Annotated in this window: 16 protein-coding genes; 12 read left to right on the top strand and 4 right to left on the bottom strand. The window is 70.3% G+C overall.

The genetic code is table 11. The features are described from left to right. The first annotated feature begins 136 nt into the window (after positions 1 to 136). Positions 137 to 3,085, top strand: a complete 2,949-nt coding sequence (gene rapA, locus M8009_RS17240; protein WP_250063454.1) for an RNA polymerase-associated protein RapA — start codon at positions 137 to 139, stop codon at positions 3,083 to 3,085. A gap of 278 nt (positions 3,086 to 3,363) precedes the next feature. Here rapA and M8009_RS17235 read toward each other — a convergent pair whose 3' ends face one another. Continuing rightward, a complete protein-coding gene (locus M8009_RS17235) occupies positions 3,364 to 4,269 on the bottom strand; it encodes a TIGR01777 family oxidoreductase (RefSeq protein WP_250063452.1) in 906 nt (301 codons plus the stop codon). Between the two features lie 105 nt (positions 4,270 to 4,374). On the opposite strand from M8009_RS17235, the gene M8009_RS17230 reads away from it, so the two are divergent. The 11 genes from M8009_RS17230 to fabB all read left to right on the top strand — a co-directional run bounded on the left by M8009_RS17230 (position 4,375) and on the right by fabB (position 15,005). Then, entirely contained in the window at positions 4,375 to 5,433 is a 1,059-nt protein-coding gene (locus tag M8009_RS17230; protein WP_250063450.1) for an NAD(P)/FAD-dependent oxidoreductase, read from the top strand. A gap of 123 nt (positions 5,434 to 5,556) precedes the next feature. Next, positions 5,557 to 6,471, top strand: a complete 915-nt coding sequence (locus tag M8009_RS17225; RefSeq protein WP_284047883.1) for a MerR family transcriptional regulator — start codon at positions 5,557 to 5,559, stop codon at positions 6,469 to 6,471. 14 nt (positions 6,472 to 6,485) lie between these two features. Beyond that, on the top strand, positions 6,486 to 7,904 hold the full coding sequence (phrB, locus tag M8009_RS17220) for a deoxyribodipyrimidine photo-lyase (protein WP_250063449.1): 1,419 nt from the start codon (positions 6,486 to 6,488) through the stop codon (positions 7,902 to 7,904). Positions 7,905 to 7,932: 28 nt separating this feature from the next. After that, a complete protein-coding gene (locus M8009_RS17215) occupies positions 7,933 to 8,367 on the top strand; it encodes a nuclear transport factor 2 family protein (RefSeq protein ID WP_250063447.1) in 435 nt (144 codons plus the stop codon). A 25-nt stretch (positions 8,368 to 8,392) separates the two neighbouring features. Then, positions 8,393 to 9,187, top strand: coding sequence for an SDR family NAD(P)-dependent oxidoreductase (locus M8009_RS17210; protein ID WP_250063445.1), 795 nt, complete (start codon positions 8,393 to 8,395; stop codon positions 9,185 to 9,187). Beyond that, the gene (locus M8009_RS17205; protein WP_250063443.1) at positions 9,184 to 10,554 is read left to right on the top strand and encodes an NAD(P)/FAD-dependent oxidoreductase; all 1,371 of its coding nucleotides are present in this window, start codon (positions 9,184 to 9,186) and stop codon (positions 10,552 to 10,554) included. Before M8009_RS17210 ends, M8009_RS17205 begins: the two co-directional genes overlap by 4 nt. Further along, positions 10,551 to 11,330 carry a DUF1365 domain-containing protein gene (locus M8009_RS17200; protein WP_250063441.1) on the top strand — a complete coding sequence of 260 codons (780 nt, stop codon included), beginning with the start codon at positions 10,551 to 10,553 and terminating at the stop codon, positions 11,328 to 11,330. Before M8009_RS17205 ends, M8009_RS17200 begins: the two co-directional genes overlap by 4 nt. Further along, positions 11,327 to 12,595, top strand: coding sequence for a class I SAM-dependent methyltransferase (locus M8009_RS17195; protein WP_250063440.1), 1,269 nt, complete (start codon positions 11,327 to 11,329; stop codon positions 12,593 to 12,595). Before M8009_RS17200 ends, M8009_RS17195 begins: the two co-directional genes overlap by 4 nt. Before the next feature lie 8 nt (positions 12,596 to 12,603). Continuing rightward, on the top strand, positions 12,604 to 13,131 hold the full coding sequence (locus tag M8009_RS17190) for a DUF2878 domain-containing protein (protein ID WP_250063438.1): 528 nt from the start codon (positions 12,604 to 12,606) through the stop codon (positions 13,129 to 13,131). Positions 13,132 to 13,258: 127 nt separating this feature from the next. After that, a complete protein-coding gene (gene fabA, locus M8009_RS17185) occupies positions 13,259 to 13,774 on the top strand; it encodes a 3-hydroxyacyl-[acyl-carrier-protein] dehydratase FabA (protein ID WP_250063436.1) in 516 nt (171 codons plus the stop codon). A 13-nt stretch (positions 13,775 to 13,787) separates the two neighbouring features. Then, entirely contained in the window at positions 13,788 to 15,005 is a 1,218-nt protein-coding gene (fabB, locus tag M8009_RS17180) for a beta-ketoacyl-ACP synthase I (protein ID WP_250063434.1), read from the top strand. A 71-nt stretch (positions 15,006 to 15,076) separates the two neighbouring features. On the opposite strand, the gene M8009_RS17175 is transcribed toward fabB, so the two are convergent. Genes M8009_RS17175 through ssb form a run of 3 tightly spaced genes read right to left on the bottom strand, consistent with a single transcriptional unit; the run spans position 15,077 to position 17,352 of the window. After that, positions 15,077 to 15,838, bottom strand: a complete 762-nt coding sequence (locus M8009_RS17175) for a lysophospholipid acyltransferase family protein (protein ID WP_250063432.1) — start codon at positions 15,836 to 15,838, stop codon at positions 15,077 to 15,079. Beyond that, positions 15,835 to 16,725, bottom strand: coding sequence for a sugar nucleotide-binding protein (locus M8009_RS17170; protein ID WP_250063430.1), 891 nt, complete (start codon positions 16,723 to 16,725; stop codon positions 15,835 to 15,837). Before M8009_RS17170 ends, M8009_RS17175 begins: the two co-directional genes overlap by 4 nt. 24 nt (positions 16,726 to 16,749) lie before the next feature. Beyond that, entirely contained in the window at positions 16,750 to 17,352 is a 603-nt protein-coding gene (gene ssb / locus M8009_RS17165; RefSeq protein WP_250063428.1) for a single-stranded DNA-binding protein, read from the bottom strand. Positions 17,353 to 17,366: the final 14 nt, after the last annotated feature.

Raw genomic sequence — 17,366 nt, 5'->3', positions numbered from 1 at the left:
TCGGGGCGATCGCCTCCTGATCGGCGCCTGGACGCTTAAGCCGCGCTTGGCTTTGCGGTAAGATACCGCGCCCTGTCGCCGCCGGGCCGGGTGTGGCCAGCGGCACCGAACCGATCCCAAGCATCCCCGAGGCACCATGAGCGACTTCTCTCCCGGCCAGCGCTGGATCAGCGACGGCGAGGCCGAACTCGGCCTGGGCACCATCCTCAACGTCGACGTCCGCAGCGTCACCGTGCTCTTCGGCGCCAGCCAGGAAACCCGCACCTACAGCAGCCGCAACGCCCCCCTGACCCGGGTGGCCTTCGGCAGCGGCGACCGCATCCAGTCCGCCGAGGGCTGGCAGATGACCGTCGACGACAGCAAGGAGGTCGGCGGCCTGATCGTCTATATCGGCGAAGACGACGCCGGCGAGCTCACCGAGCTGCCCGAGGCGCGGCTCGCCGACACCATGCAGTTCGACCAGGCCCGCGACCGCCTGCTCACCGGCCAGGTCGACCGCAACGACTGGTTCGACCTGCGCTTTCGCACCCTGCACCACTTCCATCGCATCGAGCAGAATCCGGCACTCGGCCTGGCCGGCCCGCGCATCGACCTGATCCCCCACCAGCTCTACATCGCCGACGAGGTGGCCCGTCGCCACGCGCCGCGGGTACTGCTGGCCGACGAGGTGGGGCTGGGCAAGACCATCGAGGCCGGGTTGATCCTGCACCGCCTGCTGCTCACCGGCCGCGCCGAGCGGGCGCTGATCCTGGTGCCGGCGAGCCTGACCCACCAGTGGCTGGTGGAGCTGCTGCGCCGCTTCGCCCTCGAGGTCACCCTGCTCGACGAGCAGCAGAGCCAGGCCCACGGCGAGGCGAACCCCTTCGAGGCCGGCCAGCTGGTACTGGCCAGCCAGGACTGGCTGTTCGCCAACCCCCATCGCCAGCAGCAGGCGCTGGCCTGCGACTGGGAACTGCTGATCGTCGACGAGGCCCACCACCTGGACTGGAGCCCGGAGCAGAGCGGCCCCGGCTACGCCTGCGTGGGGCGCCTGGCCGCCCAGGTACCCGGCATGCTGCTGCTCACCGCCACCCCCGAGCAGATGGGCCTGGAAAGCCACTTCGCGCGGCTGCGCCTGCTCGACCCGGACCGCTATCACAGCCTCGCGGCCTTCCGCGAGGAGGAGCAGCACTACGTGGAGGTGGCCGAGGCGATCGACGCCCTGGAGCGCCTGCCGGGCGAGGCCGCCGACCGCGAGAGCGTCGCCGCGGTGATCGCCGAGCCCGACAGCCTGGCCCTGCTCGACACCCTGGCCGACCCCGAGCGTGGCGACGACCAGCACGCCGCCGCCCGCGACCAGCTGCGCGATCAGCTGCTGGACCGCCACGGCACCGGCCGGGTGATGTTCCGCAACAGCCGTCGCCATGTGGGCGGCTTCCCGGAGCGCCGCCTGCATATCGCGGAGCTCGAGGCGCCCTCCTCCTACCGCCGGGTGCTGCGCCGCCTGGCGCGCGACGAGGACTACCTGGACGAGCTGCTGATCGAGACCGGGCTCGACCATCCCGAGGTGCTGATCTACCCGGATGCCATGTACCGGGCGTTGACCGACGACCCGCTCAACACCGAGCCGTGGTGGCAGTTCGACCCGCGGGTGACCTGGCTGCTGGCACGCCTCGCCGACGACGGCGAGGACGGCTTCGCCGATGACAAGGTGCTGGTGATCGCCCATGACCGCGAGACCGCCCTGGGGCTGGCCGAGGGGCTGCGGGTGCTCGGCGGCTACCAGGCTCCGGTGTTCCACGAGGGGCTCTCGCTGGTGGAGCGCGACCGCGCCGCGGCGGCCTTCGCCGACCAGGAAGAGGGCTGCCAGGTGCTGGTCTGCTCGGAGATCGGCTCCGAGGGGCGCAACTTCCAGTTCTGCCGCCACCTGGTGATGTTCGACCTGCCGCTGCATCCCGACCAGCTGGAGCAGCGCATCGGCCGGCTCGACCGCATCGGCCAGCGCCACGCCATCGAGCTGCATGTACCGGTGTTCACCGGCAGCCCCGGCGAGAAGCTGCTGCGCTGGTACCACCAGGGCATGGACGCCTTCAGCGCGCCCCATGGCCTGGGCAGCGAGATCCATGCCGCCTTCGGCGATACCCTGGCCGACAGCCTGCTCGACGACGAGGCGCTCGAGGAGGTGATCGCGGAGACCCGGGCACTGTTCGAGGCGCGCCTGGCCGAGCGCGATGCCGGCCGCAACCGATTGCTCGAGCTCAACGCCTGCCGCCTGGACCGCGCCGATGCGGTCATCGAGGCGATCCGCGAGCTCGACGCCGACAAGGCCCTGTCCCGCTACCTGGACCAGGCGCTCGAGATCTTCGGCGTCGACAGCCAGGAGCTGGGCGGCGGCATCCAGTACCTGCAGCCGAGCCCGCAGATGCTCGACGGCCTGCCGGGCCTGGTGAAGGGCGAGGAGGGCTTCTCGGCCACCTTCTCCCGCGCCCGGGCCCTGACCCGGGACGACGTCCAGCGCCTCTCCTGGGAGCATCCCCTGCTGCGCGAGATGATGGGCCGGATCCTCGACGGCCCCATGGGCAACACCGCCCTGGCCCTGCTCAGGCACCCGGCGATTCCCGCCGGCCGCCTGATGGTCGAGCTGGTCTTCCGCACCCACTGTCCGGCACCGAAGCGGCTGCACCTCAACCGCTTCCTGCCGCCCACCGCGGTGCGCGTGCTGCTCGACGAATCCGGCGCCAACCTAACCGACAAGATCTCCTTTACCGGCCTCTCGAAGGCGGTGCAGAAGGTCAAGAAGGCGGTCGCCCGGGACCTGATCAAGAGCCGCCACGACCGGCTGCGCGAGCTGCTCGACGGCGCCGAGGCGGAGGCCGAGCGGGAGCTGCCGAGCATTGTCGAGGCCGCCCAGGTGCGCATGCGCACCGAGCTCGATGCCGAGCTCAGCCGCCTCGAGGCGCTCTCGCGGCTCAACCCGGCGGTCCGCGACGACGAGCTCGAGGCACTGCGCGCCGAGCGTGCCGAGCTGGATACCGCCATCGAGGGCGCGCGACTGCGCCTCGATGCGGTGCGGGTGATCGTCACCGTGGGTGACGACGCGCGGTAAGGCCAAGGCGGCAATGTCTTCGCGAACTGAAGTTCGCTCCCACAACTTCCGTCTTCCAGCTTACAGCTCCCGGCGAAGCCGGGCAGTGGGAGCGCAGCTTGCTGCGCGAATGGCGCCGGCAGGCGCCCCGAGCTAAATGCCTGACGCCAAGGGAGGCCTCCGGCCTCCTTTCGCGATCTGAAGATCGCTCCTACAGCTGAATGGGCCCGATAAGTCGAAGGCGCATCTGGCATAGCTGCTTGGCCGCTTGGCCGCTTGGCCGCTTGGCCGCTTGGCCGCTAGCCCAGGATATCGGCCAGGGCCTTCTCCAGCGTCTCGAACCGGAACTCGAAGCCCGCCTCGAGCAGCCGGGCCGGGCGCATGTCGGCTCCGGTCAGCAGCAGCCGCGACATCTCGCCGAAGGCGGTCTCCAGCACGATGGCCGGCACCGGCATCAGGGCGGGACGCCCCAATTGCTTGGCCAGGGTGCGGGTGAACTCGGCATTGGTGACGGGATTCGGCGCGCTGCCGTTGAAGGGGCCCTCCAGGTCGTCGCGCTCAATCAGGAAGAGGATCGCGCGGACCAGGTCCTCGCGATGGATCCAGGGCATGTACTGCTTGCCGTCGCCGAAGCGCCCACCCAGCCCCAGCTTGAAGGGCGGCAACATCTTCTCCAGGCTGCCGCCGCCGACATCGAGCACCAGGCCGATGCGCAGCAGCGCCACCCGGACGCCGAAATCCGCCGCCTCCCGGGCGGTATCCTCCCAGCGCTTGCAGAGGCGGTGGGCGAACTCGTCGTGGGGCGGGGTCTCTTCGGTGACCTCGCGATCACCCTGGTCGCCGTAGTAGCCCATCGCCGAGGCGGAAACCATCACGCGGGGTGTCCGGCCCTGGCTGGCCTCGAGCTGCTCGCAGAGCATCACCAGGTCGCCGGTGATGTTGACCCGGGAGTCGATCAGGCGCTTCTTCTGGTTGTCGCCCCAGCGGCGGGCGGCGATCGACTCGCCGGCCAGGTTGACGATGGCGTCCGGCGGCGTGTCGACGAAGTCCAGCACCGAACGGCGGATATCGCTGCCCTCCGGCAGGCGGTCGCGCACCTGCTCCGGCTCCCGCGACACCACCAGCAGGCGATGCCCGGCCTCCTTCAACCGCAGGCAGAGCCGCTGCCCGACGAAACCGCTGCCGCCCGTGATCAACACTCGCATCCGGAATCCCTCCCCATGCCATTAAGACAAGCCACCGTGAGTTATACAGCCGTTGTACACTTCTGCTAGTCTAGCGATGAACGCCGTTGACTGCACGAGATGACCATGTCCCAGCCTCCCGTTTCCATCGCCATCATCGGCGCCGGCATCGCCGGCCTCGCCTGCGGGCAGGCCCTGCGCGCGGCCGGCCTGCCGGTGCACCTCTTCGACAAGGGCCGCGGCCCCGGGGGACGGTTGTCCAGCCGTCGCCTGCCGGGCGCCGTGGTCGACCTGGGCGCCCAATTCTTCAGCGTGCGTGACCCGGCCTTCCAACGCCAGGTCACCGCCTGGCGGGAGGCGGGCCATGTCGCCAGCTGGCCCGAGGCCCTCTGGCAAGTGAGCGAGACGGGCTGGCAGCGCCACCGGGACGACGTCGAGCGCTTCATCGGCGACCCGCGCATGAGCGCCGTGCCCCGCCGGCTGGCCGAGGGGCTCGAGGTTACCACCGACACACGCATCGAGCGCCTCGAATCCCACGACGGCCAATGGTGGCTGCTGGACCAGCACCGTCAGCGTCACGGTCCCTTCACGCGGGTGGTGATCGCGGTACCGACGCCCCAGGCCGCGGCGCTGCTGGCCGACCACGAGCCGGCCCTAGCCCAGGCCTGCGAGGCGGTGATCCAGCGCCCCTGCTGGACGGCCTGGGCATGCTTCGATGCGCCGCTGCCGTCCCTGCCGGGGGTCGACGACGACTGGCAGGCGGTGCGCCTGGACCCCGGCCAGGACCGGACGCAGGACGCCGATCCGCTGCGCTTCGTCAGCCGCAACGACCACAAGCCCGGCCGCCACGGGCAGGGCGAGAGCCTCAGCCTGCTGGCGCGTCTGGAATGGAGCGAGGCCCACCTCGCGCTCGACGCCGAGGCCGTGGCCCGGGAACTGCTTGATGCCTTCCGCGCGCGCCTGCCGCACGGCGTCACGCTGCCCGAGCCCAGCGACCTGGGGGCCCACCTCTGGCGCTACGCCCAGCCGGACGTCTTCGCCGCGGGCGAGGCCGTCAACCTCGACTACCGGCGCTCGTCCGCGGGGCTGGCGCTGTGCGGCGACGCCTGGCGTGGGCCGCGGGTCGAGGATGCCTGGCTCTCCGGCCACCATCTGGGTGAGGCCCTGGCGGCCGACGCTCACTGACCCATCGCGACTGGAGACTTCCATGACCCACGCCCTGATCCTGCTCGCCCACGGTTCCAGCGACCCGCACTGGCGAGCCCCCCTCGAACACTTCGCCGAACAGGCAAGGGAGCCGGCACGCTCATGAATGACGAGGCACGGCGCCCGGCCGACACGCCACTCTATCCGATCCGCGAGGTCTCCCGACTGACCGGGGTGAACTCCGTCACCCTGCGCGCCTGGGAGCGCCGCTACGGCCTGATCAAGCCGCAGCGCACGCCCAAGGGGCACCGCCTCTATGCCCGCGAGGACATCGAGCGCGTCGAGCGCATCCTGCAGTGGCTGAATCGCGGGGTGCCGGTCAGCCAGGTCCGCGAACTGCTCGACCAGCCGGAGAGCGCGGAGGCCCCGGCACCGGCGGCCGGCGACTGGCCCGGCCAGCGTCGTCTGCTGGTCAGCGCCGTTCAGGCCCTGGATCTGACGCGCCTGGAGGAGCTGTTCAACCAGTCGCTGGCGCTCTACCCGGTACCGACCTGCCTGGCCGAGCTCTGGCAACCGGTGGTCCGCCAGCTCGAGGAGGGCTGGGGAGAGCAGCTCGGCGACGCGCTGCAGCGCCGCACCCTCGAGACCTTCCTGCGCACCCGCATCGGCACCCGGCTGCTGCATGCCAACCGGCAGGGCCGGGGGCCGACCCTGCTGATCGCCCCCCTGCCCGATGACCCCGCCCCGCTGTGGGTGCTGCTCACCGCCCTGGCCGCCAGCGACCGTGGCTATCGGGTGCAGCTCTTCGATGCCCCGCTGCCCTGCAGCGAGCTGCCGCTGGCGGTGGAGCGCTTCCAGGCGGCGGCCCTGCTGCTGGCCAGCGGCAAGGCGGAGAAGGCCGAGCTGATACGGCGCCAGCTGCCGCGCCTGGCCGAGCAGCTCGAGGTGCCGCTGATGGCCTGCGGCCCCATGGCCCGCATCCGCGAGGCCGACCTGGAGGAGACCCGGGTGGAGCTGCTGGGCGATGACCTCGGCGAGGCCATGGAGCGCCTCCAGGCCTGCCTTCCCGTGCGCTGAACCCGGAGCCGCCCATGACCCGCCCCCTGATCGTCTGGTTCCGCAGCGACCTGCGCATCCACGACAACACCGCCCTGGCCGCGGCCGCCCGCCAGGGCCCCGTGGTCGCCGTCTTCCTGCGCAGCCTCACCCACTGGCAGCGCCACGGCCACGGCGCCAACAAGCTCGACTTCTGGGGCCGCGGAGTGGCCGCCCTGCGCGATAGCCTGGACGGCCTCGGGATCCCACTGCTGCACCGCGACATCGACGACTTCGGCGAGGCCCCGGCTGCCTTGCTGGGCATCGCACGGGAGACCGGCGCCGCCGCCCTGCACTTCAACCGCGAATACCCGGTGGACGAACTCGCCCGCGATGCCGCCGTGATCGAGGCCTTCGACGAGGCGGGCCTCACCGCCACCGGTCACCATGACGCCGTGGCCTTCGCCCCGGGCGAGCTGCTCACCGGCAAGGGCGACTACTACGGCGTCTTCACCCCCTTTGCCAAGGCCTGGCACCGCCAGCTGACGCCGGAACGGATCGCCCTGCACGACACCCCACCGCCCCAGGCGCCCATCGACATCGCGTCCGACCCGCTGCCCGAACTCCCCGCCCTGGCGGACACGCCGATCGACGGCCGCCAGTGGCCAGCCGGCGAGCAGGCGGCCGCCGATCGCCTTGAGCGCTTCCTGCGCTTCCGGGGACGCCACTACGCCGCGCAGCGGGACTTCCCGGCGATCCGCGGCACCAGCGAGCTCTCGCCCTACCTGGCGCTGGGCATGATCTCCCACCGCCAGTGCCTGCAGGCGGTGCTCGCCGAGAACGACGGCGCCCTGGCCGAGGGCGACGCCGGGCTCACAGCCTGGGTCAACGAGCTGGTATGGCGGGAGTTCTATCGCCACGTGGCCGTCGGCTTCCCGCGGGTCTGCCGCTATCGTCCCTTCCAGCGCCACACCGAGCGGCTTGCCTGGCGCGACGACGAGGCCGGCTTCGCCGCCTGGTGCGAGGGACGCACCGGCTACCCCATCGTCGATGCCGCCATGCGTCAGCTCGCCGCCACCGGCTGGATGCACAACCGCCTGCGCATGGTCACCGCCATGTTCCTCGCCAAGCACCTGCTGATCGACTGGCGCCGCGGCGAGGCCTTCTTCCTGCGCCACCTGGTGGACGGCGAGTTCTGCGCCAACAACGGCGGCTGGCAGTGGGCGGCTTCGACCGGCACCGATGCCGCGCCCTACTTCCGCATCTTCAACCCCACGACCCAGTCGACGCGCTTCGACCCCGACGGCCGCTTCCTCGCCGAGTGGCTGCCGGCGCTGGCCGGGCTGCCGGCGAAGGCCCGCCATGCCCCCTCGAGCGACCTGCTCGGCGGGGTCGACTACCCGGCCCCCATCGTCGACCACCGGGCCGCCCGGGCCCGCGCCCTGGAGGCCTTCAAGGCCCTGAACGCGGACTGATCCGCCACCCGACACGGGAGACCCTGCCATGCGCCAGGCACCTGATCTGGAGGCCTTCTGCGCCTTCTTCAATAAACTGGACAAGACCTGTACAACAAAGCTATACGAGGTATACACTGACGATATCGACTTCATCGACCCGCTGCACCACATCAAGGGCCGAGAGGCGCTGGAAGGCTACTTCCAGACCCTGTACGACAACGTGACATCATGCGGCTTCACCTTCCACGAGTCTCTGCAACGGCACGACACGGCCTTCGTCACCTGGACCATGCAGCTGGTGCATCCCCGCCTCGACGGCGGCCGCAGGGTAGAAGTCGAAGGCTGCTCGCACCTGCGCTTCGCAGACGACGGCCGGGTGGCCAGGCACCGCGACTACTTCGACGCCGGTGCCCTGCTCTACGAGCGTCTGCCGGTGCTGGGGGGCGCGATACGACTGGTCAAGCGACAACTGGGCCGCTGACGGCCACCGCAAACGGGGAGAGACCATGACCACAGCGAGCGACAGGCAGCGTATCTGGCTGACCGGGGCCACCTCGGGCATCGGCCGCGCCCTGGCCGAACGCCTGCTGGACGCGGGGCACCGGGTAGCGCTCAGCGCCCGCAGCGAGCCGGCACTGCGCGACCTCGCCGCCGGTCGCGACAACGCCCTGCTGCTGCCGCTGGACGTGGCCGACCGCCAGGCCGTGCGCCAGGCCGGCGAGCGCCTGGGCCAGGCATTCGGTGGCCTGGACCTGGTGATCCTCAATGCCGGCACCTGCGAGTACCTGGATGCCCGCGACTTCGATGTCGACCTCGTCGAACGGGTCTTCGCCCCCAACTTCTTCGGCGCCGTCTACGGCATCGAGGCCGCCCTGCCCCTGCTGCGCCGGGCCCGCGCCGAGGGCGGGCGACCGCTGCTGGCCGCCACCTCCAGCGCCGCGGCCTACCTGCCGCTGCCCCGGGCGGAGGCCTACGGTGCCTCTAAGGCCGCGCTGAGCCACTTCCTGGAGTCGCTGCGCCTGGACTTGGCCGCCGAGGGCATCGACGTGAGCGTGATCCACCCCGGCTTCGTCAAGACCCCGTTGACCGACCGCAACGACTTCGCCATGCCCATGCGCGTGAGCGTCGACGAGGCCGCCACGGCGATCCTCGAGGGCCTCGCCAGGCGCCGCCTGGATATCAATTTCCCGCGACGCTTCACGCTGCTGGTGCGACTGGCGGGCATCCTGCCCCCGGGGCTGCGCCATCGCCTGGGCCTGCGCATGACCCGCCAGGACACCGCCCCGGAGACCCGCCCATGACCGCCTCGTTCACCCCGCCCTATCCGCCTCGCAACGCCCGACGGAATGCCGCCCAACGCATTGCCGTGATCGGCAGCGGCATCGGCGGCATGGCCGCCGCCTGGTACCTGTCGAGCCGCCACCAGGTGACGCTGTTGGAGGCGGCCGACCGGCTGGGCGGCCATACCGCCACCGTGGATGTCTCGCTGGAAGGCCGGCAATACGCCATCGATACCGGCTTTATCGTCTTCAACGACTGGACCTACCCGCACTTCCAGCGCCTGCTGGCACGACTGGGCGTGGCCAGCCAGCCCACCGAGATGAGCTTCTCGATGCACGAGACGGCCCGCGACTTCGAGTACAACGGCCACACCCTGTCGAGCCTCTTCGCCCAGCGCCGCAACCTGCTGCGCCCCAGCTTCCATCGCCTGCTGCGCGACATCCTGCGTTTCAACCGCGAGGCGACCCGGGCGCTGGAGGAGGGCCGGCTCGACCCCGCCATGACCCTCGGCGCCTGGCTGGATGCCAACGGCTTCGGCGATGACTTCCAGCACCACTACCTGCTGCCCATGGGGGCGGCGATCTGGTCGGCCAGCATCCGCGACCTGCGCGACTTCCCGCTGCTGTTCTTCGTGCGCTTCTTCCGCCACCACGGCCTGCTGTCGGTCAGCGACCGGCCCCAGTGGCACACCCTGGTGGGCGGCTCACGCCGCTATATTCCGGCGCTGACCGCGCCCTACGCCGACCGCATCCACCTGGCCACCCCGATACGCGGCATCCGCCGCCACGCCGACCGGGTCGAGGTGCGCAGCTCGGACGGCGTCCAGGCCTTCGACCAGGTGGTGCTGGCCTGCCACGCCGACCAGGCGCTGGCGATGCTCGACGACCCGAGCGCCGCCGAACGCGAGATCCTCGGCGCCCTGCCCTACGCCGACAACGAGGTAGTGCTGCATACCGACACCCGGCTGCTGCCGCGCCGCCGGCGCGCCTGGGCGAGCTGGAACTACCGCCTCGATGGCCGCGGCGACGACGCCCGGGTCTCGGTGACCTACGACATGAACATCCTGCAGCGCATCGACGCCCCGCACACCTTCTGCGTGACCCTCAACGATAGCGCCGCCATCGACCCGACGAAGGTGCTGGGCCGCTATACCTATGCCCATCCCCAGTTCACCCTGGCCGGCCAGGCGGCCCAGGCCCGCCACGGCGAGATCTCGGGGCCCGAACAGCGCACCCACTACTGCGGCGCCTACTGGCGCAACGGCTTCCACGAGGACGGCGTCTGGAGTGCGCTGCGCGTGGCCCGGGCCCTGGGCTGCGACGAGGACGACCGCCGCGAGACACAGCCGGCCATCTCAGAGCCTCTCGCCGAGGAGCGCGTGGCATGATCCGCTCGCCGCGCTCGCGCATCTATCGTGGCACCCTGCGCCATCGCCGCTTCCTGCCGCGCCCGCACGCCTTCGAGTACGGCCTGTGGATGGCTTGGCTCGACCTCGACGAGCTTCCGGAGCTGTTCGACGGCGTGCCCGGCTTCAGTGCCCGGCGCCCGGCCCTGGCGCGCTTCCGCCGCGAGGACTACCTGGCCCCCCACGACCGCCCCCTCAAGCAGGCGGTGCGCGAGGAGCTCACGCGCCAGCTGGGCAGCGCCCCGGACGGGCGCATCTGCGTGCTGACCCAGCTGCGCACCCTGGGGCTGGGCTTCAACCCGGTGTCGCTCTACTACGCCTTCGATGCCCGCGGCGAGCTGCGCGCCGTGCTCGGCGAGGTGAGCAATACGCCCTGGGGGGAACGCACCCGCTATGCCTGCGCCGTGGCGCCTCGCCGCCATGGCCATGTCGCCGAGTTCGACAAGGTCATGCATGTCTCGCCCTTCAACCCCATGGACATGACCTACCGCTGGCGCTTCGACACCCCGGGCAACGCCCTGTCGATGCACATGGAGAACTGGAAGGACGGCGAGCGCCACTTCGACGCCACCCTGACCCTGCAGGCCCGCCCGGCGACCCGCGGCGTGCTGCTGGCCACCCTGGCCCGCCAGCCGTGGATGAGCCTCAAGACCCTCGCCGGCATCCACTTCGAGGCGCTGCGACTCTGGCTCAAGCGCATTCCCGTCCATGACCACCCCGGCCAGGACCACCCTTCACGTAAGGAGAGCTCGTCGTGAACACCCTTCGCTCCGCCACTGCCCGCCCCCTGGCTCCCGAGGGCGACCGGCTGACCCGCTGGCTCAAGCCCCGGGTGCTGGCCCAGCTCGACCGCCTGGAGGGCGGCAGCATCACCCTGATCGACGGCCACCAGCGCCACCGGCTGGGCCAGGGAGGGCCGCTGCGGGTCACCCTGGTGGTGCGCCACCACCGGGCCTGGAAGCGCCTGGCCCTGGGCGGCACCGTGGGGGCCGCCGAATCCTACATGGAGGGCGACTGGGATGCCGACGACCCGGTGGCCCTGGTGCGGCTGTTCGCCGTCAACCTAGAGCGGGTCAACAAAGAGATCGAGAACGGCTCCGCCCGCCTCGGACGCTGGCTGCTCGGCGCCCTCTACGGCCTGCAGCGCAACAGCCTGCGCGGGTCGAAGCGCAACATCGCCGCCCACTACGATATCGGCAATGCGCTGTTCGCCACCTTCCTCGACCAGGACCACCGCATGTACTCCAGCTCGGTCTTCCCCCACCCCGAGGCGAGCCTGGAGGAGGCCTCGACCCACAAGCTCGAGCTGATGCTCGATAAGCTCGATGTCCAGCCCCATCACCACCTGCTGGAGATCGGCACCGGCTGGGGCGGACTGGCCATCCATGCGGCGAAGACCCGCGGCTGCCGCGTGACCACCACCACCATATCCGCTGAGCAGCACGCCTTCACGGCACGGCGCATCGAGGAGGAGGGGCTGAGCGAGCGCATCACCCTGCTCCAGCAGGACTATCGTGAGCTGTCCGGCCAGTATGACCGGCTGATCTCGGTGGAGATGATCGAGGCGGTGGGCCACCAGTACCTGGGCACCTACCTGGCGACCCTGGACCGGCTGCTCACCGATGACGGCCTGGCGATGCTGCAGGCGATCACCATCCGCGACCAGCGCTACGAGGCGGCCAAGCGCGAGATGGACTTCATCAAGCGCTACATCTTCCCGGGGGGGTTCCTGCCGTCGCACCGCGCCATCCTCGACGGCCTGACGCGCCACACCTCGCTCAACGTCATCGACCTGGACGAGATCGGCCTGCACTACGCCCGCACCCTGCGCGAGTGGCGCCATCGCTTCGAGGCCAGCCTGGAGACCGTGCGCCGGCTCGGCTATGACGAGCGCTTCATCCGCATGTGGCGCTACTACCTCTGCTACTGCGAGGGCGGCTTCCTGGAGCGCACCATCGGCACCTGCCAGCTGCTGCTGGCCAAGCCCGGAGCGCGGCCGGCCCCGCTCACCGGGGCGGCGTGATCCGCGCGATGGCCACCCTGTCCGACGGTCCCGTGAAGCTGCTGGTCAACCTGGCCGCCTTCCAGGCCGGCTGGTTCGCCTGCGTGCTGGGCGGCTCGCGGGTCGGCCTGCTGGTGGCCGCGCTGATCCTCACCCTGCACCTGGCCTGGCTGGCCCGCCCCGGGGAGTGGCGCTGGCTGGCGGGCTTCGCCGCGCTGGGGCTGGTGGTCGACGGCGGCCTGACGCTGGCCGGCGGCTTCACCTTCGCCGAGGGGACGCCCCTGCTCGGGGGCATGCCGACCTGGCTGTGGCTGCTGTGGCCACTGTTCGCCACCCTGATCCACCACTCGCTGGCCTGGCTCTGGCACTACCCCTGGCTGGCCGCGCTCGGCGGCGCCACCAGCGGCCCGCTCTCCTACTATGCCGGCGCCCGCCTCGCCGGGGTCGAGCTGGCTCCCTGGCTGCTGCCCGCCGAGGCCATGGCCTGGGCATTGATCTGCCTGGCCCTAAGCAGACACCTAGGTAAGACTGCGGCCCTGGCCAGGCGGGTCCGCTGAGGCCCGACCTTCCTTCCCCCCGCCCGCGGCGTGCATTCATCATGTGTGGACAGTAGACTAGGCACAGCCGCCCGGCGGCCCCAGGCCGCTCTCGGCACACAATAATCTCGACTCTCGGAACGATTCAGTGACCAAGCAACACTCCTTTGATCGCGAAGAACTGCTGGCCTGCTCACGCGGCGAGCTGTTCGGTCCGGGCAATGCCCAGTTGCCGGCCCCCAACATGCTGATGCTCGATCGCATCATGCACATCCACGAGGAAGGCGGCGATCACGGCAAGGGCGAGCTGATCGCCGAGCTGGATATCCACCCCGACCTGTGGTTCTTCGACTGCCACTTCCCCGGGGACCCGGTGATGCCCGGCTGCCTGGGCCTGGACGCCATGTGGCAACTGGTGGGGTTCTATCTGGGCTGGCTCGGCCATCCCGGCCGCGGCCGGGCCCTGGGCTGCGGCGAGGTCAAGTTCAGCGGCCAGATCCTGCCCGAGGCCAAGAAGGTCACCTACCGCATCAACATCAAGCGCATCATCACCCGGCGCCTGATCCTGGGCATGGCCGACGGCACCGTATGCGTCGACGGCCGCGACATCTACCAGGCCAACGACCTGCGCGTCGGCCTGTTCACCTCCACCGCGAATTTCTGAACAGGAGGCTCCCATGCGACGAGTGGTAGTCACCGGCCTGGGCATCGTGTCTTGCCTGGGCAATGACGCACAACAGGTTCTGGAGGCGCTCAGGAACGGGCGCTCCGGCATTCGCTTCAAGGAAGACTATGCCGAGCGGGGCTTCCGCAGCCAGGTGGCCGGCAGCGTCGATATCGACCTGGACGCCCTGATCGACCGCAAGCTGCGCCGCTTCATGGGTGACGCCGCGGCCTTCGCCTACGTCTCCATGGCCCAGGCCATCGAGGACGCCGGGCTGGCACCGGAGATGGTCTCCAGCGAGCGCACCGGGTTGATCGCCGGCTCCGGCGGTGCCTCCAGTGCCAATCAGGTGGAGGCCGCCGATCTGATGCGCGAGAAGGGGCTGCGCCGCGTGGGTCCCTACCGGGTCACCCGCACCATGGGCAGCACCGTCTCGGCCTGCCTGGCGACCCCGTTCAAGATCAAGGGCGTCAACTACTCCATCTCCTCGGCCTGCGCCACCTCGGCCCACTGCATCGGCAGTGGCGTGGAGCAGATCCAGATGGGCAAGCAGGACGTGGTCTTCGCCGGCGGCGGCGAGGAGGAGCACTGGACCCTCTCCTGCCTGTTCGATGCCATGGGGGCGCTCTCGACCCACTACAACGAGTCCCCCGACAAGGCCTCCCGGCCCTATGACCAGGCCCGCGACGGCTTCGTCATCGCCGGCGGCGGCGGCATGCTGGTGCTCGAGGAGCTAGAGCACGCCCGGGCCCGCGGCGCGAAGATCTATGCCGAGGTGACCGGCTACGGTGCCACCTCCGACGGACACGACATGGTCGCGCCCTCCGGCGAGGGGGCGGTGCGCTGCATGCGCCAGGCCATGGCCACCGTCGACGGCAAGATCGACTACATCAATACCCACGGCACCTCGACGCCGGTGGGTGACGTGGCCGAGCTCAAGGCGATCCGCGAGGTCTTCGGCGACTCCACGCCGGCGATGAGCTCCACCAAGTCGCTGACCGGCCACTCCCTGGGCGCCACCGGCGTACAGGAGGCGATCTACTCGCTGCTGATGATGGAGAACGACTTCATCGCCGCCTCCGCCAACGTCGAGACCCTCGACGAGCAGGCCGACGGCTTCGATATCGTCACCCGGCGCCGCGACGGCGTGTCGGTCGAGCGGGTGCTCTCCAACAGCTTCGGCTTTGGCGGCACCAATGCCTGCCTGGTGCTGGAGAAGTGCCGCGACTGACCCGTCGCACTACAGCCGCAACGCAAGAGGCGCCCCATGGGGCGCCTCTTGCGTTGTCGGGTCGGCCAGCGTCAGGCCAGGGGCTTCTCGGTGGCCGGCGGTGCCGCCGTGGCCGGGCGCGGCACCTCGGAGATCTCGGCCAGCCGAGCCTCGATCCACGCCTCCACCTCGACCAGAACCTCCTCCGAGGTACGCCCGGCGGTCTCGATGGGCTCGCCCACCTCCAGCGACAGGCGTCCCGGGCGCTTGACCCAGTCACGCCCCGGCCAGCGCTCCCCGGCATTGTGGACCACCGGCACCACCGGCACCCCGGCGCGGCAGGCGATCACCGCGCCGCTCTTGTTGTAGCGGCGCCGGCTACCCGGTGCCACCCGGGTCCCCTCGGGAAAGATCAGCACCGAGAGCCCCTCCTCGAGCCGTATCTTGCCCTGGGTGAGCACCTGCTTCATGGCCCGGGCGGGCTTGCTGCGGTCCACGGCGATAGGGTGCAGCAGGCGCAGCCCCCAGCCGAAGACCGGGATGTTCAGCAGCTCCCGCTTTAGCACCGTGCAGACCGGCGGATGCAGCAGCTGCAGGTAGACGGTCTCCCACTCGGACTGGTGGTTGGCGAGGATCACGCAGGGGCCGTCGGGCAGGCGCTCATGGCCGCGGAAGTCATAGCGCACCCCGCAGACCAGGCGGAACCAGGCGATGATGAAGTGGTTGTAGAGGTTGAGCAGGCGATAGCGGGAACGCAGCGGCAGGAAGGGCGCTGGCGGCAGGAAGAGCAGGCCGCAGACCAGCATGGCCAGGAAGTAGCCGGCATAGAAGACCAGGCTGCGGATCATGTTCATCGGGACATCGACTCCTCTGCCGCCTCGCCGTCATCTCTGGCCAGGCACCAGGTATCCAGCATGCGTCCGACCTCCAGGCGCCAGGGCTTCTGGTGGACGCCGAACACGTCCAGCACCCGCCGGCAGTTGAGCACACGACGCAGCGGCTGGTCGTGATGGTGGTTCAACGCCTTGACGCTGCCCAGTTCGACCCGCTCGCCACGCCCCTCGAGCCGCGTGGCGAGCTGGGTACGCACCATGGAGACGAAGGTGTAGGCGCTCACCGGCTCGGTGCCGGCCAGGTGGTAGCTGCCCCAGGCCTCGGCTCCGCAATACTGCTGCTGGAGCATGCCGATCAGCGCCATGGCCACGGCATCCGCCGAGGTCGGGCAGAAGATCACGTCGGACTCGGCCCGCACCTCGCCGCCATCCACCAGGGTGTCGAGCAGCTCGCTGAGCCAGGCCTGGCTGCCCTCCAGGGCGAACAGCGGCCCCAGGCGCACGATCAGGTGCCGGGGGTACTCGGCACGGATCCGGTCGCCGGTGCGGATCAGCCGCCTCAGGCTGTCATCGCGGGGCTCGGGAATCACGTGCTCGTCGATGGGCACCTCGAGGCCGTCCTCGTAGAGCTGGTCGGAGACGCACCACACCAGCGGGATGTCGGCCTCGCGACACGCCTCCATGCAGGCCTCGACCGCCTCGGCATGGGCCGTGACGGTCGCCGGCTCGGCAGTGATCGGCCGCGATAGCGGCGGGATCACCAGCGCATCCGGGCGCAGCTCCTCGAGCAAGCGGGGCCCGGGGGTCAGGCCCGGCTCGATGGTGAGCTCGGTGTCGCTGCGCCGGTTGGCCTCGCGGGCCAGCGCCAGGCTCAGGCAGTGCCCGGCCTCCAGGATCAGCAGCTTCACGGCACCTCCTCGGCTGGCCCCTGCTTAGAACGGGATCTCGTCATCGAAATCGTCGAAGCTGCCCGGGTCCGGGGCACCGTAGTTGCCGCCCTGCTGCTGGCCGCCACCCTGCTGCGGCGGGGCCGGCTGCGGGGCAGGACGCTGGGGCTGGCCACCACCGAAGTTGCCACCCTGCGGCGGGGCGTTGCCGTAGCCGCCCTGCTGGGGCGCCGGGTTGCCGCCGAAGTTGCCGCCCTGCTGAGGCTGACCGCCGTACTGGCCACCCTGCTGGCCGCCGAAGTCGCCGCCGCCGCGGGAGTCGAGCATCTGCATGTCGTTGGCGACGATCTCGGTACTGTACTTGTCCTGGCCGTTCTGGTCCTGCCACTTGCGGGTCTGCAGGCGGCCCTCGATGTAGACCTTGCTGCCCTTCTTGAGGTACTGCTGGGCGATCTCGGCAGTCTTGTTGAACAGCACGACCCGGTGCCATTCGGTGCGCTCCTGGCGCTGGCCGCTCTGCTTGTCCATCCAGGTATCGGTAGTGGCCAGGTTGAGGTTGGCAACGGCGGTGCCGGAGGGCGTGAAGCGCACCTCGGGATCCTGGCCCAGGTTGCCGATGAGTATGACCTTGTTGATGCCACGGGCCATGAGGGACTCCTTGC

It is taken from the genome of Halomonas gemina (assembly GCF_023554995.1).
Classification (GTDB): domain Bacteria; phylum Pseudomonadota; class Gammaproteobacteria; order Pseudomonadales; family Halomonadaceae; genus Halomonas; species Halomonas gemina.
The sequence above is the reverse complement of the archived record's forward strand: the minus strand, read 5'-3'. Positions and strand labels throughout refer to the sequence as shown.

Coding starts and splice junctions, on each gene's coding strand:
- M8009_RS17235 (WP_250063452.1), bottom strand. CDS start 4,269: ATGCGAGTGTTGATCACGGGCGGCAGCGGTTTCGTCGGGCAGCGGCTC.
- M8009_RS17210 (WP_250063445.1), top strand. CDS start 8,393: ATGACCACAGCGAGCGACAGGCAGCGTATCTGGCTGACCGGGGCCACC.
- rapA (WP_250063454.1), top strand. CDS start 137: ATGAGCGACTTCTCTCCCGGCCAGCGCTGGATCAGCGACGGCGAGGCC.
- fabB (WP_250063434.1), top strand. CDS start 13,788: ATGCGACGAGTGGTAGTCACCGGCCTGGGCATCGTGTCTTGCCTGGGC.
- M8009_RS17205 (WP_250063443.1), top strand. CDS start 9,184: ATGACCGCCTCGTTCACCCCGCCCTATCCGCCTCGCAACGCCCGACGG.
- M8009_RS17190 (WP_250063438.1), top strand. CDS start 12,604: ATGGCCACCCTGTCCGACGGTCCCGTGAAGCTGCTGGTCAACCTGGCC.
- M8009_RS17225 (WP_284047883.1), top strand. CDS start 5,557: ATGAATGACGAGGCACGGCGCCCGGCCGACACGCCACTCTATCCGATC.
- M8009_RS17230 (WP_250063450.1), top strand. CDS start 4,375: ATGTCCCAGCCTCCCGTTTCCATCGCCATCATCGGCGCCGGCATCGCC.
- M8009_RS17200 (WP_250063441.1), top strand. CDS start 10,551: ATGATCCGCTCGCCGCGCTCGCGCATCTATCGTGGCACCCTGCGCCAT.
- ssb (WP_250063428.1), bottom strand. CDS start 17,352: ATGGCCCGTGGCATCAACAAGGTCATACTCATCGGCAACCTGGGCCAG.
- phrB (WP_250063449.1), top strand. CDS start 6,486: ATGACCCGCCCCCTGATCGTCTGGTTCCGCAGCGACCTGCGCATCCAC.
- M8009_RS17175 (WP_250063432.1), bottom strand. CDS start 15,838: ATGAACATGATCCGCAGCCTGGTCTTCTATGCCGGCTACTTCCTGGCC.
- M8009_RS17215 (WP_250063447.1), top strand. CDS start 7,933: ATGCGCCAGGCACCTGATCTGGAGGCCTTCTGCGCCTTCTTCAATAAA.